Genomic DNA, 14,298 nt, shown 5'->3' with positions numbered 1-14,298 from the left:
CCGATTTTCATGGATGCTCCTACCTTTTTATTTATAACCTCATGAATTTTATCAAATAATTGTGGGGATGCTTCAGCCCCAACCCTCCCCTTGCGTTGCACTCCGCAGTTATTTCGACGAACCGGAGTTAAAGGGGAGGGGGCCAACCGGCGTCGGGTTTACAGATTGACGTTGAATAGCTCCTCCCCCTTGGCTGCGACCCGGCAGACATAACAGCGGATTATCGCCAGGGGGAGGCGGGGTGGGGGTGTCGCAGCGCTGTCTGGCAATAGATAGTTCCGCTAAATCTCGATTCTCAACAACACCAGCAGGGCGGCGTTGCCACCCCAGCTTCGGGTCGCCTGATGAAAGGCCAGCACCTGCGGGTGTTGCACCAGCCACATGGGCAGTCGCTGCTTCAGAATATGCTTGCCATGCCCATGCATGATGGACACACAGTTCACATGCTGGCGCCGGGCCGCTATCAGCAGCGCCGATAATTCTTCCTTGGCCTGTTCCTGGGTCAAGCCATGCAGATCCAGAAACAGCTCCGGCACATAATCGCCCCGGCGCAGTTTTTTCAGCTCATAGGCCGAGGTGTCGGGGTCGCGGTAGCGGGTCGGCCCTTCCTGATCCAGATAAGGCTCGTACACATCCGAAAAAGGATGCGCCTCGGCCCTGTCTTTACGTACCATTTGCCGCTGTGTTTTCACCTTGACCGGCGCCCGGTGCGGACTTATGGTATCCTGCTTCAATTTGCGGACACCCTGCACCGCTGCCTTAAAGAGCGCTTTTTCATCGTCTTCTGGGTAAGAGGTGGGGGACATGTCTGTATCCGATTATTAAAAAACAGCCATTTTATCGAGGCGGAGGGGTTTTGGACACGCTTTTTAATGATGAAGCACTCATCGAGCTGCACACGGTAGGCGATTGGTTACGTTTTGCCGTCAGCCGTTTTCAGCAGGCCGGCCTGTTTTATGGCCACGGTACCGACAACGCCTGGGACGAAGCGGTGCAGCTGATACTGCCCTTGCTCCATCTGCCCCAGGACTGCCCACCGCAGGTACGGGATGCCCGCCTGCTGACAAGCGAGCGGCAAGTGCTGCTGGACGCCCTCAAGATGCGGGTCGAGCAGCGCATTCCCACCCCTTATATTACCCACACCGCCTGGTTTGCCGGTTACGAGTTTCATGTGGACGAGCGGGTGTTGATCCCGCGCTCGCCCATCGCCGAGCTGATCGAGGGTCGCTTTGCCCCCTGGCTGAGCCTGGAGCCGCGCCGCATCATGGACCTGTGCACCGGCTCCGGTTGTATCGCCATTGCCCTGGCGCATGCCTTTCCGGATGCCGAAGTGGATGCACTGGATATTTGCCGAGATGCGCTCGACGTGGCCGAAATCAACATCCAGAACCACGGTCTGGAGCAGCAGGTGATTCCGATTGAATCGGATCTGTTCTCGGCGCTGCCGCCGGGCGACCAGTACGACTTGATCGTGGCCAACCCGCCCTACGTAGACGCCGAAGACATGAGCGATCTGCCCGACGAGTTTCAGCATGAGCCCGAGCTGGCGCTGGCTTCCGGTTGCGATGGCCTCGACTTTACCCGTCGTTTGCTGGCCCAGGCCTGCGACTTTTTGAGCGAAGACGGCATCCTGGTGGTGGAAGTGGGCAACAGCCAGATCCACATGGAAGAGGCCTACCCCCAGCTGCCGCTGTTGTGGGTTGAATTCGAGAACGGCGGCCACGGCGTTTTTGTGATCAGTCGGCGCGACCTTGAACCCTTTCGGGACCAGTTTTAAATATCAATAAAGGAAATCACAGATGGCAGGGAACAGTATCGGCACCCTTTTTCGCGTTTCAACTTTCGGTGAGAGCCACGGCCTGGCACTGGGCGCCGTGGTTGATGGTGTACCGCCGGGCATAGAGTTGAACGAAGAAGACCTGCAGCAGGATCTGGATCGGCGCAAGCCGGGGACCTCCCGTTTTACCACCCAACGGCGGGAAGCGGACGAGGTCAGGATCCTGAGTGGCGTGTTCGAAGGCAAGACCACCGGTACCTCCATTGGTCTGCTGATCGAAAATACCGATCAGCGTTCCAAGGACTACTCGGACATCAAGGATCTGTTTCGGCCGGGTCATGCGGATTACACCTATCACCAGAAGTACGGCATTCGCGACTATCGTGGCGGCGGTCGTTCTTCGGCGCGCGAAACCGCGATGCGGGTGGCCGCCGGTGCCATCGCCAAGAAGGTGCTGGCCAAATACGGCGTGTCCATTTTCGCGCACCTGACCCAGCTCGGCCCGATCAAGGCCGAAGCCTTCGACCGTAGCCTGATTGAAACCAATCCCTTCTTCTTTGCCGATGGCGGCAAGCTGGAGGAGCTGGACCAATACATGCGCGACCTGAAAAAAGAAGGCAACTCCATTGGTGCCAAAATTCAGGTGGTGGCCCAGGGCGTGCCGGTAGGGCTGGGCGAGCCGGTGTTCGACCGTCTGGATGCCGACCTTGCCCATGCGTTGATGAGCATCAACGCGGTCAAGGGCGTGGAAATTGGTGACGGTTTTGCGGTAGTCGAGCAAAAAGGCTCCGAGCATCGTGACGAACTGACTCCCGACGGCTTTGGCAGCAACCATGCCGGCGGCATTCTGGGTGGCATTTCCAGCGGTCAGGACATAGTGGCCAGCATAGCGCTCAAGCCGACGTCCAGCATCATGGTACCGGGCAACACCATCGACACCGATGGCGACGCCGCCGAGCTGGTGACCCGTGGTCGTCACGACCCCTGTGTCGGCATTCGGGCCGTGCCCATTGCCGAGGCGATGATGGCCATCGTGCTGCTCGACCATCTGCTACTCAATCGCGGCCAAAACGCCGAGGTACATACCGGAACGCCGAAGCTGAGTTGAACTGTGAGGCGTGAAGTGTGAAATGTAAGGAGTAAGCTGTAGATCTGCTGACCCCTTGCTTGCCTGCCGACAGCGGGTAGAATAGCGGCCCTTGGGGATACACCCTGGTAAGGGCCGCTTTTTATTATGTCATTTTGCTACCGGGATCTGATTTCCCTGTTTAACCAAAGCTTCGCAGCCACGTACAATACCCGCCTTGAGCTGGGTGATGACGAACCCATCTACCTGCCGGCCGACGCCGAGGTAGACCATCATCGCATTGTTTTTGCGCATGGTTTTTTTGCCAGCGCCCTGCACGAAGTGGCGCATTGGTTGCTGGCGGGCGAGGCCCGGCGCACCCAGGTGGATTACGGCTACTGGTACTGCCCGGATGGCCGTGACGGCGAACAGCAACGGCAGTTTGAAGACGTTGAGATCAAACCCCAGGCCATAGAGTGGGCCTTGTCGCTGTGTTGCGGTTTTCACTTCAACGTGAGCTGCGACAACCTTAACGGCAGTGTGGAGCCGGACCGGCACGCCTTCAAGGCGCGTGTGCGCGAGCAGGCGCTGCGTTATCTGGAGCAGGGGTTTCCGCCTCGCGCCCAGATGCTGATGGCGACCTTGCGGCGTCATTACCGGCGGCCGGCACTTACGGCGGCCGATTTTAGCTGAGACAAGAGGGCAGAGATGTTCAAAATTGGTTTGATTATCAACCCGCTGGCCGGGCTGGGTGGCAGCGTGGCGCTGAAAGGCAGCGACGGCATGGCCGAACAGGCCCGGGCACTGGGTGCAGAGCCCCGGGCGCTGGCGCGCACGCAACTGGCGCTGGCCGAGCTTGCCGACCTTAACGACCGGTTGATGATGTTCACCGTGGGTGGCGATATGGGTGAAACCGTTTGCCGCCAGCTGAATCTGCCCTTCGAAACCTGCTATCAGCCTGCCAGCCCCAGCACCGCCGACGACACCCGCAATGCAGTAGCAAGGCTGGTGGAGCAGGGCATCGATCTGCTGTTGTTCGCCGGTGGCGACGGCACGGCGCGCGATGTGTGTGCCGCCGCCCCCGACAGCCTCTGTGTGCTGGGTATACCGGCCGGGGTGAAAATTCACTCCGGTGTGTATGGCGTTACCCCCGCCGGCACCGGCCGCCTGCTGGCCAAACTGGTGCGCGGCGAGCCGGTCAGCCTGATGGCGGCAGACGTGATGGACATCGATGAAGCCGCCTTTCGCGAAGGCCGGGTACGGGCACGCCGCTACGGCGAAATGCTGATACCGGGTGAACTCAGCTACGTACAGGCGGTCAAGGTGTCTGGCGTAGAGTCCGACGAGCTGGTGCTGACCGACATTGCCGACGATATTATCGAACGCATGCAAGAGCACGATGACTGCTATTACATCATGGGCTCGGGCAGCACGGTGGCGGCGGTCATGGAACGGCTTGAACTCGACAATACTCTGCTGGGCGTGGATCTGGTTTACCAGCAACGCCTGCTTGCCTCGGATTTGGATGCCAGAGGTCTGTATCAACACATCAGGGATAAAAAATGCAAGCTGGTGATTACCCTCATCGGGGGCCAGGGCCATATTTTTGGCCGTGGCAATCAGCAGCTGAGCCCCGAGGTGATCAAGGCCGTGGGGCGCGACAATATCTGGCTACTGGCGACCAAGACCAAGCTTAATTCGCTGCAAGGCCGCCCGTTGCGAGTAGACACCAATGAGCCCGAACTGGACCGTGAACTTGGCGGTTTGATGCGGGTGATCACTGGCTATCATGATGAAGTTCTGGTTCGGGTAGCAAACCCGGAAGACGAGGCGCAATAAATGAATATCTTTGAATTTGAACGGCTGCTGCTGGCAGAAATCGACGGTAACATCGCCACCGCCACCGACGACCAGCTGTTTGCCGGTGGTTACCTGCGCGGGCACATCACCCTGTCGGTGGCCCAGAGCGAAATCGCCGGTCGCAACCACGTACGAGACGTAAAAGCCCGGGTCAGCACCAGCCTCAACCAGGCCATACTGAGCGGCGAGCTGAACGATGCGGATCAGAAACTGGTACTGGCGCACTGGGCCGAACTGGTCGGCAAGGTAGAACAAGCGACCGCCACCGCCTAATCGGCGCAGCACCTAAAACACCAATACCAAAGGCCGGAGCAATCCGGCCTTTTTGCGTGATTCTGGATTGCTGAAAAATGACACCCCCACCCAGCCTCCCCCTGGCGAAACTCCGCCGTGACCCTGTGGTTCCGCTGCCAAGGGGGAGGGGAAGTTCGGCGAAGCGCTCGACACCAGGCGTCGATCTGCTCCCTCCCCTTAATCGTGAATACTCAGAATGACAGCGGGGTGCAACGCAAGGGGAGGGTTGGGGAGGGGCTGCTGCAGGTGTAAAAAAGGAGCCTCTCGGCTCCTTTTTCTTACTGTTCAACGCGCAGCGTTCAGGCGGTGATGATACCGCGCTTGCGCAGTTCGGCGATAACCTGGTCGGCGGCTTCGTCGGCGCTGAGGCGGGTGGTATCCAGATGGATTTCTGCCGCTTCCGGCTGCTCGTAGGCCGAGTCGATGCCGGTGAAGTTTTTCAGCTCACCGCGGCGGGCTTTCTTGTACAGGCCCTTCACGTCACGCTCTTCGGCCACGTTCAGCGGGGTGTCCACAAACACCTCGATGAACTCGCCCTCGGCCAGTGACTCGCGCGCCATGCGGCGTTCGGCACGGAACGGCGAGATAAAGGCGGTAAGCACGATCAGGCCCGCATCGACCATCAGCTTCGATACTTCCGCTACCCGGCGAATGTTCTCTACCCGGTCGGCGTCGGTAAAGCCCAGATCCTTGTTCAGACCGTGGCGAACGTTGTCGCCGTCCAGCAGGTAGGTGTGGCCACCCAGAGCGTGCAGTTTCTTCTCCACCAGGTTGGCGATGGTCGACTTGCCGGCACCGGACAGGCCGGTAAACCACAACACGCTCGGCTTCTGGCCCTTGGTCAGTGCGCGGGCTTCCTTGTTCACGTCCACATGCTGCATGTGAATGTTCTGGCTGCGGCGCAGGGCAAAGTGCAGCATGCCGGCGGCCACCGTGGTGTTGCTCAGACGGTCGATCAGAATAAAGCCGCCGGTGTCCTTGTTGGTCTGGTAGTCATCGAAGGCGATGGCCCTGTCCAGACTCAGGTTACAGACGCCGATGCCGTTCAGCTCCAGCTGCTTGGCAGCGGTGTGCTCCAGGGTATTCACGTTCACCTGATACTTGATGTCGGTCACGCTGGCGGTCACGGTCTGGGTGCCGATTTTCAGCAGATAGGGGCGACCGGGCAGCAGGGCGTCGTCGTGCATCCACACCAGGGTGCTTTCAAACTGATCGGCGGTTTCGGCCGGGGCCTCGGCGATGGAGATCACATCACCGCGGGAGATATCTATTTCATCGGCCAGGGTCAGGGTGACCGACTGGCCGGCCACCGCCTGCTGCAGATCGCCGCTGTAGGTGACGATGCGATCAACCGTGCTTTCCTTGCCCGACGGCTGCACCCGAATGCGGTCACCGGGCTTGATCACGCCGCTGGTGATGGAGCCGGAGAAGCCACGGAAGTCCAGGTTGGGGCGGTTGACCCACTGCACCGGCAGACGGAACGGCGCGCGCTGCATGCGGGTGTCGTCCACTTCCACCGTTTCCAGAAAGCCCATTAAAGTCGTACCGTGGTACCAGGTCATTCTGGGGCTGGGTTCAACGATGTTGTCGCCCTTGAACGCCGACATCGGAATGTAGGTGATGTTGCTCAGACCCAGCTGCTCGGCAAACTGACCGTATTCTTCCACGATCTCGTTAAACCGCTGCTCGGAATAGTCGACCAGATCCATCTTGTTGATGGCCACCACAATCTGGCGAATACCCAGCAGCGACATCAGATAGCTGTGACGACGGGTCTGGGTCAGAATGCCTTTACGGGCATCGACCATCAGAATGGCGGCGTCGGCGGTAGAGGCACCGGTGACCATGTTGCGGGTGTACTGCTCGTGCCCCGGGGTGTCGGCCACGATGAACTTGCGCTTGTCGGTCGAGAAAAAGCGGTAGGCCACGTCGATGGTAATGCCCTGTTCGCGCTCGGCGGCCAGGCCGTCAACCAGCAGCGCAAAGTCGATGTCTTCGCCTTGAGTGCCCCATTTTTTGGAGTCGGCTTCCATGGCGGCGAGCTGATCTTCAAACAGCATCTTGGATTCAAACAGCAGGCGCCCAATCAGGGTGCTCTTGCCGTCGTCCACGCTGCCGCAGGTAATGAAACGCAGCAGACTCTTGTGCTCGTGGGCCTGCAGATATTGCTCGATATCGGAGGAGATGAGGTCGGATACGTGCGCCATTAGAAGTAGCCCTCTTGTTTTTTCTTTTCCATGGAAGCGGCGGAGTCGTGGTCGATCATGCGGCCCTGACGTTCGGACGTTTTGGTGAGCAGCATTTCCTGAATGATGGCGGGCAGGGTGTCGGCTTCCGACTCCACCGCACCGGTGAGCGGATAACAGCCCAGGGTACGGAAACGCACATTCTTCATCATCGGCACTTCGCCGTCTTGCAGCGGCATGCGCTCGTCATCCACCATGATCAGGGTGCCGTCGCGCTCCACCACCGGGCGCTGGGCCGCGTAATACAGCGGCACGATGGGAATGTTCTCCAGGTGGATGTACTGCCAGATATCCAGCTCGGTCCAGTTGGACAGCGGGAATACTCGAATCGACTCGCCTTTTTTCTTGCGGGCGTTATACAGCTTCCACAATTCCGGGCGCTGGTTTTTCGGGTCCCAGCGGTGCTGCTCGGTACGGAACGAGAAAATACGCTCCTTGGCACGGGACTTCTCTTCATCCCGGCGGGCACCACCAAAGGCGGCATCAAAGCCGTACTGGTCCAGCGCCTGCTTCAGGCCCTCGGTCTTGGTAATGTCGGTGTGCACCGCCGAGCCGTGGGTGAAGGGGTTGATGTCTTTTTCTACCGCTTCCGGGTTAACGTGGACCAGCAGATCCATGCCCAGCTTCTCGACCATCTGATCGCGGAACTCGTACATTTCGCGAAACTTCCAGCGAGTGTCCACATGCAGCAGCGGGAAGGGGGGAAGGGACGGGTAAAAGGCTTTCATGGCCAAATGCAGCATCACGGCGCTGTCTTTACCAATGGAATAGAGCATGACCGGATTGTCGGCCTCTGCCACTACTTCCCGCATGATGTGGATACTTTCGGCTTCCAGCCGTTGCAGATGCGTCAGATTCATATGTGATACCGCTCTCAATTATGGATTATGCTAATAACCAAATGTTATAGATGATCTATATATCCAGTTTATTTGATATATGTTTACAATGATAGCCCTGCTAAAGAGCGAGTGGTTATATATGTCAGCATATTTGGTATTAGCATCAATTGGCGCCTTGCTGGCCCTGCTGATCCAGGGACGAGTGCCGCCGGCGGTGCTGTTTACCAGCTGGGCGGTAGGCTATGTGTTGTTCGGGGTGGCCGAACAACAGGCGCTGCTTTCCAGTTTTTCCAACCCGGCATTGATCACCCTGCTGGTGCTGATGCTGGTGTCGTTGGCGCTGGAGCGTTCGCCGCTGCTCGACCGGGTGTCGGACACCCTGCTCAAGGGCCGCGAGTCGATGGCCAGCCTGCGGCTGATGGGACTGACCGCCTTTCTTTCCGCCTTCTTGAACAACACCGCCGTGGTGGGCTCCTTGCTGGGGGTCATTTCCCGCCAGCGTTACATTCCGGCCTCGCGCTTGCTGATCCCGTTATCTTACGCCTCCATTCTGGGCGGGGTAACGACCCTGGTGGGTACGTCCACCAACCTGGTGGTGAACTCCTTTGTTATCAACGCCGGCCTGCCGCCGCTGGGCATGTTTCAGTTCACCCTGGTGGGGTTGCCGGTGGCGCTGATTTGTATTCTGGGGCTGATGTTCAGTACTCGCCTGCTGCCGCAAAACCGGGTGCAGGATCAGGAAACCCCCCAGTCCTATTTTCTCGAAGCCCAGGTGATGGCCGACTCGCCACTGATCGGCAAAAGCATTGAAGACAACCAGCTGCGTAACCTGAACGGCCTGTTCCTGCTGGAAATATTGCGCCACGATCGGCTGCTGAGCCCGGTGTCGCCAGACGAAGTGCTGCAGCAGGGCGACGTGCTGGTGTTTACCGGCGAAGTGGAAAAGGTGCAGGCGTTGCAGCGTTTTCCCGGCCTGCAGCTGTTTGGCAACGGGGTGGATCGGCTGCTGGCCTCCAACCTGGTGGAAGTGGTCATTGCCAACGAGTCGGAGCTGGCCAACCGTACCCTGCGTGAGGTGGACTTCAGAACCCTGTTCAACGCCGGCGTGGTGGGTATACGACGTGGCAGACGCCGGCTGACCGGCAAGCTGGGACAAATACCGCTGCGGGTAGGCGACAGCCTGCTGCTGGCGGTGGGGCCGGACTTTACCGATCAACGCAACATAGACCGCAACTTTCACGTGTTAAGCGGCAGCCTGCAGCGGCCCAAGTTGCGCAAAAACCAGAGCCTGCTGGCCTTTTGCGGCTTTGGCGTGGTCATCGCCCTGGCGGCGGCAGGGTTGGTACCGCTGCTGAACGGCCTGCTGGTGCTGCTGGCGGCGCTGCTGGTGACGCGTATTCTTACCCTGAGCGAGCTGCGTCGGCGTTTTCCGTTCGAACTATGGCTGATCATCGGCTCTGCCCTCACCGTGGCCAAGGCGCTGGAAAGCTCGGGCGGGGCGCAATTGGTGGCCGATGCGGTGCGCAGTGTGTGCAGCGGGTACGGAGTGTATGGCGCCTTTATCGGGGTCTTTGTGATTACACTGATCCTCACCGAGGTGGTCACCAACAATGCCGCCGCCGCCCTGGTATTCCCGATCGCCTTGTCTACCGCCAGCGCCTTTGGCGCCGATCCCATGCCCTTTATCATGGCGGTGGCCTTTGGTGCCAGTGCCTGTTTTCTTATCCCGTTTGGCTACCAGACCCATTTAATGGTGTACTCGCCCGGGCGCTATCGCATGACGGACTACCTGAAGGCCGGGCTGCCGATCAGCCTGCTGTATTCGGCCGGGGTCATCACCCTGGTGCCGCTGATATTTCCGTTTTAAGGACACAATAAAGGAAAGGAGTGGGGGAAGTTTTCTCCCTCACACCTCACACCTCACACCTCACGGCTTACCCCTCACACCTCACGCCTTACCCCTCACACCTCACGCCTTACCCCTCACACCTCACGCCTTACCCCTCACGATCTGTCTGATTGGCCAATAAACCCGCAAACAGTCAGTGGCTTATTGCAATCAAACGAATCTTTGCTAAACTGGCCTTTCTTCGATGGTGACCCCGTTGGTCCTCTCGCATCAGAATCTTGTTTACCAGGCCAGGCCCGGAAGGGAGCAACCAAAGCAGGAACCTCTGAGTGCCGGGATGTGGCTGGCGGCGGTCACCTCCAATTTCCAGCACTGCCTCCTCGAATACTCCCCAATACAGTTTTTACCCATTTTAATCCCAGCTCTATATTGATCATTTCGTTGCGCCTTGCCGACGACCCTCTGCCTGTTTTATACAAATCTGACTTAAGTAACTGATCTGTTTAGCTTCCCTGTGCAGGTCGAACGAAGGGGCTACTCCACCGACACGCTAAACCGCATCCCTGCGACGCTCAGCACATGACGTCCTGTCATGTGATGGTCGCTGGAGTAGAACCCTTCATCCGCCTCTATGCTGCGGCGTGGCCTGAGGGAGCGGCCTGCAGACAACTCGGTGCTTAAGGTTGGTATTAAAAAATATCCTGCACATTGGTTAACCGCCGCTAGCTGTGCTAAAAAAGATGAATTATCAACCGTTTATCGGATAATCCAGCTGATGGAAAACCCCTTGCCCCAACGGCTTAAAGCCGCTCGTTGTGCCGCCAAGCTGACTCAAATGCAGCTGGGGCAACGCCTTGGCCTGGACGACAACACCGCCAGCGCCCGCATGAATCAGTACGAAAAGGGCAAACACAGCCCGGACTACCAGACCCTGCGGCGTATTGCTGGAGTACTGGGCGTGCCAGTGGCTTATTTCTATTGTGATGACGATGCCCTGGCCGAGCTGATCTGCGTGCTGGCCAAACAACCGCCTGCCACAAGGGCCGCATTGCTGACGGCACTCAACGCCGGCAATATTGTTTGATTGTCATATAAATCCCTTTGCTCTCTTTGGCGCTCCAACGTCGCCTGTTTGTGCTGTTTACCCTTCCAATATGCAATCCACAGTGCCTATAATGCGAAAGTTCCATATGGATTACATCAAGATCTCGGCAGCATAGCCTCATCACAGGGAAGGGGGAGAGGCAAGGTCGCCCGCAAGACTCGGGCGGTAGCGTGCCAGCAAGCCACAAAAGAGAAAAACGATGGCATTCAGAGCGGTCCGTTGTGTGCTAACGCTGTTGTTGCGCTGAACCGCAAGGTGAGAAAGAAACTGCTCTACCTCTGTTGTGGAGCAGGTAGAAGAATGTCGCATTCCATGAAAGCGGATGAACCGCTTAATCCAGTGGCAATAGGTTTGCTCGGTTTTGTAGGCCAGATTCCGGCTACGAATCAGAGAACGGAGCTGATCCATGAAGCGAACAGGTTTATCTGGCAGTCTTGGTGGTACATCCAGAATCATGTGTTAGCCCTTGTACTGTTTTAATATACAGTGGTCTAGAGCCTGACTGCGATCATTGCACCTTGAGCAAAGCGGAGTTATGCGACAATTGTCGTAAAACGTCGTGATTTTTGGTCTACAAAGCTTATAAACCACTGAAAAATATGGAATGGTTGATATAAGTGAAAAATAGATAAGCGAACAGGCGTTTTGCGTGAGAAGCGATATTTTACGCTTATTCCCCGGGGCGTTGTACTTATGGTGCCTCAGGTTATTGATAAAAAAGAAATTTTAATGATGATATGTATGCTTCAGCGGAATAGAAGCGGTTTGCATAGATGTCATTTGTCGTTGAATTAGCTGTTATGTCTCCGGAGGAATGAGCAATTGATCAACTACAGATCTATGCGAAGACGTTATCCGGGCATTGTCACATATCGGGCTGTCGCTGAAAAAGCACGACGACGGGTTCGAAGAAGATCGAAAAGGATGAATGCTTTGGGTGCAAATGATTTCAATACTCATGCGATATTACATTTCGACGAGTCTGGATTTACTGGAAATAACCTCTTACACAAACAACAGAAAATATTTTGCTACGCTTCGTTAGAATGCCCTCATGATGAAGCTGAAAAATTTGTTGAGCACATCATTCGTAAGTACCAAATCCAAAATGGAGAAATTAAAGGGGGCAAACTATTAAAGGGCGTTCGTGGAAAGAGAGCCGTCGATGAAATAGTTCAAAACTTTAAAGGCCGGTTCAAAGTTTCTGTTTCTGATAAAAAATACGCGTTAGCGGGAAAATTCTTTGAGTATATATTTGAGCCGGCAATCGCTAGTGTAAATTCAATATTCTATAACATAAATTTTCATCGTTTCATTAGCAACATGCTTCATGTCGAGCTATCGGTCAGGGGCGCAATGGCCGAAGAGATATTTGAAGACTTTGAAAAACTAATGAGAACGGGAGATTTCGATGGGCTGAAGGCGCTATTTTCAACTTCGAAGGATGAGGGAATATCCCCGGTTCTGGAACAAATTTGCGACTTTGCTATCCACAATAAAGAGTCAGTGGTGCGAGAGTTAGACGGCTATGCCGGCGAAGGTGCGGGAAAGTGGGTTCTTGATTTGACCAATACTGCTTTATTCAGCCTCCTGGCGGAATGGGGGCAGCAATATGATCAACTAACTGCTTACTGCGATCAATCTAAGCCGCTCAGCGAAGATCAAGAAATATTTAATGTCATGATTAATCGCGAGGACAAAAAGTTCACCCATATTGCAGGCATTGATTCACCTATAACATTTAATTTAAAAGAACCGCTTAATTTAGTCGATTCAAAGGTGGTCCATGGGGTTCAGCTTGCTGATGCAATCGCAGGTGCATTCGCTTATGCGTGCGATAGAGATAATCAAGATGAGTATGCTGAAAAGTGGCGCGGCATGATTGAAGAGCATGTGATTTTCGGCAGCGTTTTTCCTGACTACGATCATCTTGATTTAGAAAAACTCGAGGTCCAGAGGAATGCGATCCTGCTACAAGAATTGGCAGATCGCAGTAAAAAGGGCATTAGCTTAACCGAGGATATTGCCGCATACATTCAATTCATAACTATGGCCCTCAGAGAATCGCCGCCTGAGCTGCAGACATAACAATCGGCTGCACAGCGACCAATTTTCCGCCGCTTCGCGGCTCCAAACCGGCGCGTGAGCCGGGCGTTACATTTACTGAGGGTTTAGTGTGAGAATATTTCTATCAATATTAGGTTTGGCGATATTTCTTGCTAGTGTAATATTTGGACATTGCCTTCTGATAGAAAAGTACGTTAGTGGTGCCGAATTTGTTGCCCTTGTTATTGCTTTCGCCATAATCGGACTTATTCTAGCCTTCTCCTCCGAAGTGCAAGAATTTTCTGTAGCTGGAAATATAGTAAAACTAAAAGAAGTAAAGAAAGACGCGGAAAAATCAATCGCCGAGCTAAAAGATGCCAGAACGGAGACATTTAGATTCCTGCTCAGCCTGTCCAAGAGATTTCCTGGAGGCTGGGCTTCGGAAGGTCCCAAGGACGATAGGATTGATGACTTTCTGGATCTGTATAACCAAATCGTCATCTTCAATTGTGAAAAGGAATTGGCCGGTGACATTCTCGCGGTTATTGATCAAATATTACCTAGCCAGGTTCGCCGGGTATGTTCGTTCAGCGATGATATCGGTACAAAATATCGCGGAAATTTCACGCTTCCCGAACCATCTACCCTGCTGCTAGAAGCCCTGGATGATGAGTCAGTTTCTAATGTATCAAAACGCGGTGTGGCAAACGGTGATATTGCAAAAATCAAAGAGCTGATTGTTGCTGCGGTTGACGAGTACAAAAGGCTCTATGAATTAAAAAATGAAATTACTAAAAAAATGTAACAAAGCAAGGCAGGAATGGCCGCAAAGCGGCCGGGACCTCCTTTCAGTCGGCCCCTGCTTGCGGCGTTATGCGATAATAGAGCAAGGTCGAGAATATGATTAAGGAATTTCTCCAAAAGCGAAAAGAAAAAAGGCAATTCGAGAATGGCAGCGATCAGCTCTTGGCCAAACCTTAGCCATTCATACAGATGAATATTTCAATAAAAACCCGAGACTATCTAGCTTTAGTGAAGACAGCAAAAGCAAAATAATCGCCGATTTTTACCAACAAATATTTAGTTTTTCCCAATCGGAAAATCCATTTCTGGCTATGAGAGAAAATTTAGCCTCATAAGCAGTACGGCATAACCCATGTGGATCTATAATTTCTACATATAGCTACATTCGGGAGCCTGCCATGAAACGGAA

13 protein-coding genes and 1 other RNA gene are annotated in these 14,298 nt (G+C 55.1%); 10 read left to right on the top strand and 4 right to left on the bottom strand.

Annotated elements, in window-relative coordinates:
• Positions 1 to 281: 281 nt before the first annotated feature.
• Complete coding sequence (gene smrB, locus Q0753_RS16350; protein ID WP_298723630.1) at positions 282 to 806, bottom strand: endonuclease SmrB; 525 nt, start codon at positions 804 to 806, stop codon at positions 282 to 284.
• Between the two features lie 50 nt (positions 807 to 856).
• On the opposite strand from smrB, the gene prmB reads away from it, so the two are divergent.
• The 5 genes from prmB to Q0753_RS16325 all read left to right on the top strand — a co-directional run bounded on the left by prmB (position 857) and on the right by Q0753_RS16325 (position 4,976).
• Positions 857 to 1,777, top strand: coding sequence for a 50S ribosomal protein L3 N(5)-glutamine methyltransferase (gene prmB / locus Q0753_RS16345; RefSeq protein ID WP_298723628.1), 921 nt, complete (start codon positions 857 to 859; stop codon positions 1,775 to 1,777).
• Between the two features lie 22 nt (positions 1,778 to 1,799).
• Complete coding sequence (gene aroC / locus Q0753_RS16340) at positions 1,800 to 2,885, top strand: chorismate synthase (protein ID WP_298723626.1); 1,086 nt, start codon at positions 1,800 to 1,802, stop codon at positions 2,883 to 2,885.
• 126 nt (positions 2,886 to 3,011) lie between these two features.
• The gene (locus Q0753_RS16335; protein WP_298723625.1) at positions 3,012 to 3,536 is read left to right on the top strand and encodes an elongation factor P hydroxylase; all 525 of its coding nucleotides are present in this window, start codon (positions 3,012 to 3,014) and stop codon (positions 3,534 to 3,536) included.
• Between the two features lie 15 nt (positions 3,537 to 3,551).
• A complete protein-coding gene (locus Q0753_RS16330; RefSeq protein ID WP_298723623.1) occupies positions 3,552 to 4,682 on the top strand; it encodes an ATP-NAD kinase family protein in 1,131 nt (376 codons plus the stop codon).
• Positions 4,683 to 4,976, top strand: a complete 294-nt coding sequence (locus tag Q0753_RS16325) for a YfcL family protein (RefSeq protein ID WP_298723621.1) — start codon at positions 4,683 to 4,685, stop codon at positions 4,974 to 4,976.
• Between the two features lie 320 nt (positions 4,977 to 5,296).
• Here the strand turns inward: Q0753_RS16325 and cysN are convergent, their stop codons facing one another.
• The gene (gene cysN / locus Q0753_RS16320; protein ID WP_298723619.1) at positions 5,297 to 7,204 is read right to left on the bottom strand and encodes a sulfate adenylyltransferase subunit CysN; all 1,908 of its coding nucleotides are present in this window, start codon (positions 7,202 to 7,204) and stop codon (positions 5,297 to 5,299) included.
• Positions 7,204 to 8,103, bottom strand: coding sequence for a sulfate adenylyltransferase subunit CysD (cysD, locus tag Q0753_RS16315; RefSeq protein ID WP_298723617.1), 900 nt, complete (start codon positions 8,101 to 8,103; stop codon positions 7,204 to 7,206). The genes cysN and cysD overlap by 1 nt, the downstream gene beginning before the upstream one ends.
• A 121-nt stretch (positions 8,104 to 8,224) precedes the next feature.
• On the opposite strand from cysD, the gene Q0753_RS16310 reads away from it, so the two are divergent.
• From Q0753_RS16310 to Q0753_RS16300, 3 genes are all read left to right on the top strand, one after another.
• Positions 8,225 to 9,952 (top strand): SLC13 family permease, encoded by a 1,728-nt coding sequence (locus tag Q0753_RS16310; RefSeq protein WP_298723616.1) that lies wholly within the window; start codon positions 8,225 to 8,227, stop codon positions 9,950 to 9,952.
• A gap of 236 nt (positions 9,953 to 10,188) precedes the next feature.
• Positions 10,189 to 10,286, top strand: an RNA gene (gene ffs, locus Q0753_RS16305) — signal recognition particle sRNA small type.
• Positions 10,287 to 10,709: 423 nt separating this feature from the next.
• Positions 10,710 to 11,018, top strand: coding sequence for a helix-turn-helix transcriptional regulator (locus tag Q0753_RS16300; protein WP_298723614.1), 309 nt, complete (start codon positions 10,710 to 10,712; stop codon positions 11,016 to 11,018).
• Positions 11,019 to 11,159: 141 nt separating this feature from the next.
• On the opposite strand, the gene Q0753_RS16295 is transcribed toward Q0753_RS16300, so the two are convergent.
• The gene (locus Q0753_RS16295) at positions 11,160 to 11,495 is read right to left on the bottom strand and encodes a site-specific integrase (protein WP_298723612.1); all 336 of its coding nucleotides are present in this window, start codon (positions 11,493 to 11,495) and stop codon (positions 11,160 to 11,162) included.
• Between the two features lie 468 nt (positions 11,496 to 11,963).
• Between Q0753_RS16295 and Q0753_RS16290 the strand changes: the two genes are divergently transcribed.
• Both Q0753_RS16290 and Q0753_RS16285 read left to right on the top strand, forming a co-directional pair.
• The gene (locus Q0753_RS16290) at positions 11,964 to 13,127 is read left to right on the top strand and encodes a DUF3800 domain-containing protein (protein ID WP_298723610.1); all 1,164 of its coding nucleotides are present in this window, start codon (positions 11,964 to 11,966) and stop codon (positions 13,125 to 13,127) included.
• Between the two features lie 88 nt (positions 13,128 to 13,215).
• The gene (locus Q0753_RS16285) at positions 13,216 to 13,890 is read left to right on the top strand and encodes a hypothetical protein (RefSeq protein WP_298723609.1); all 675 of its coding nucleotides are present in this window, start codon (positions 13,216 to 13,218) and stop codon (positions 13,888 to 13,890) included.
• The last annotated feature ends 408 nt before the right edge of the window (positions 13,891 to 14,298 follow it).

This window comes from uncultured Oceanisphaera sp., assembly GCF_947495715.1.
GTDB classification, from domain to species: domain Bacteria; phylum Pseudomonadota; class Gammaproteobacteria; order Enterobacterales; family Aeromonadaceae; genus Oceanimonas; species Oceanimonas sediminis.
The sequence above is the reverse complement of the archived record's forward strand: the minus strand, read 5'-3'. Positions and strand labels throughout refer to the sequence as shown.

Bases quoted from the DNA above. Each gene is read 5' to 3' on its own strand.
- cysD (WP_298723617.1), bottom strand. From the start codon at position 8,103: ATGAATCTGACGCATCTGCAACGGCTGGAAGCCGAAAGTATCCACATC.
- Q0753_RS16310 (WP_298723616.1), top strand. From the start codon at position 8,225: ATGTCAGCATATTTGGTATTAGCATCAATTGGCGCCTTGCTGGCCCTG.
- Q0753_RS16300 (WP_298723614.1), top strand. From the start codon at position 10,710: ATGGAAAACCCCTTGCCCCAACGGCTTAAAGCCGCTCGTTGTGCCGCC.
- aroC (WP_298723626.1), top strand. From the start codon at position 1,800: ATGGCAGGGAACAGTATCGGCACCCTTTTTCGCGTTTCAACTTTCGGT.
- cysN (WP_298723619.1), bottom strand. From the start codon at position 7,204: ATGGCGCACGTATCCGACCTCATCTCCTCCGATATCGAGCAATATCTG.
- smrB (WP_298723630.1), bottom strand. From the start codon at position 806: ATGTCCCCCACCTCTTACCCAGAAGACGATGAAAAAGCGCTCTTTAAG.
- Q0753_RS16295 (WP_298723612.1), bottom strand. From the start codon at position 11,495: ATGATTCTGGATGTACCACCAAGACTGCCAGATAAACCTGTTCGCTTC.
- Q0753_RS16335 (WP_298723625.1), top strand. From the start codon at position 3,012: ATGTCATTTTGCTACCGGGATCTGATTTCCCTGTTTAACCAAAGCTTC.
- Q0753_RS16325 (WP_298723621.1), top strand. From the start codon at position 4,683: ATGAATATCTTTGAATTTGAACGGCTGCTGCTGGCAGAAATCGACGGT.
- Q0753_RS16290 (WP_298723610.1), top strand. From the start codon at position 11,964: ATGAATGCTTTGGGTGCAAATGATTTCAATACTCATGCGATATTACAT.
- Q0753_RS16330 (WP_298723623.1), top strand. From the start codon at position 3,552: ATGTTCAAAATTGGTTTGATTATCAACCCGCTGGCCGGGCTGGGTGGC.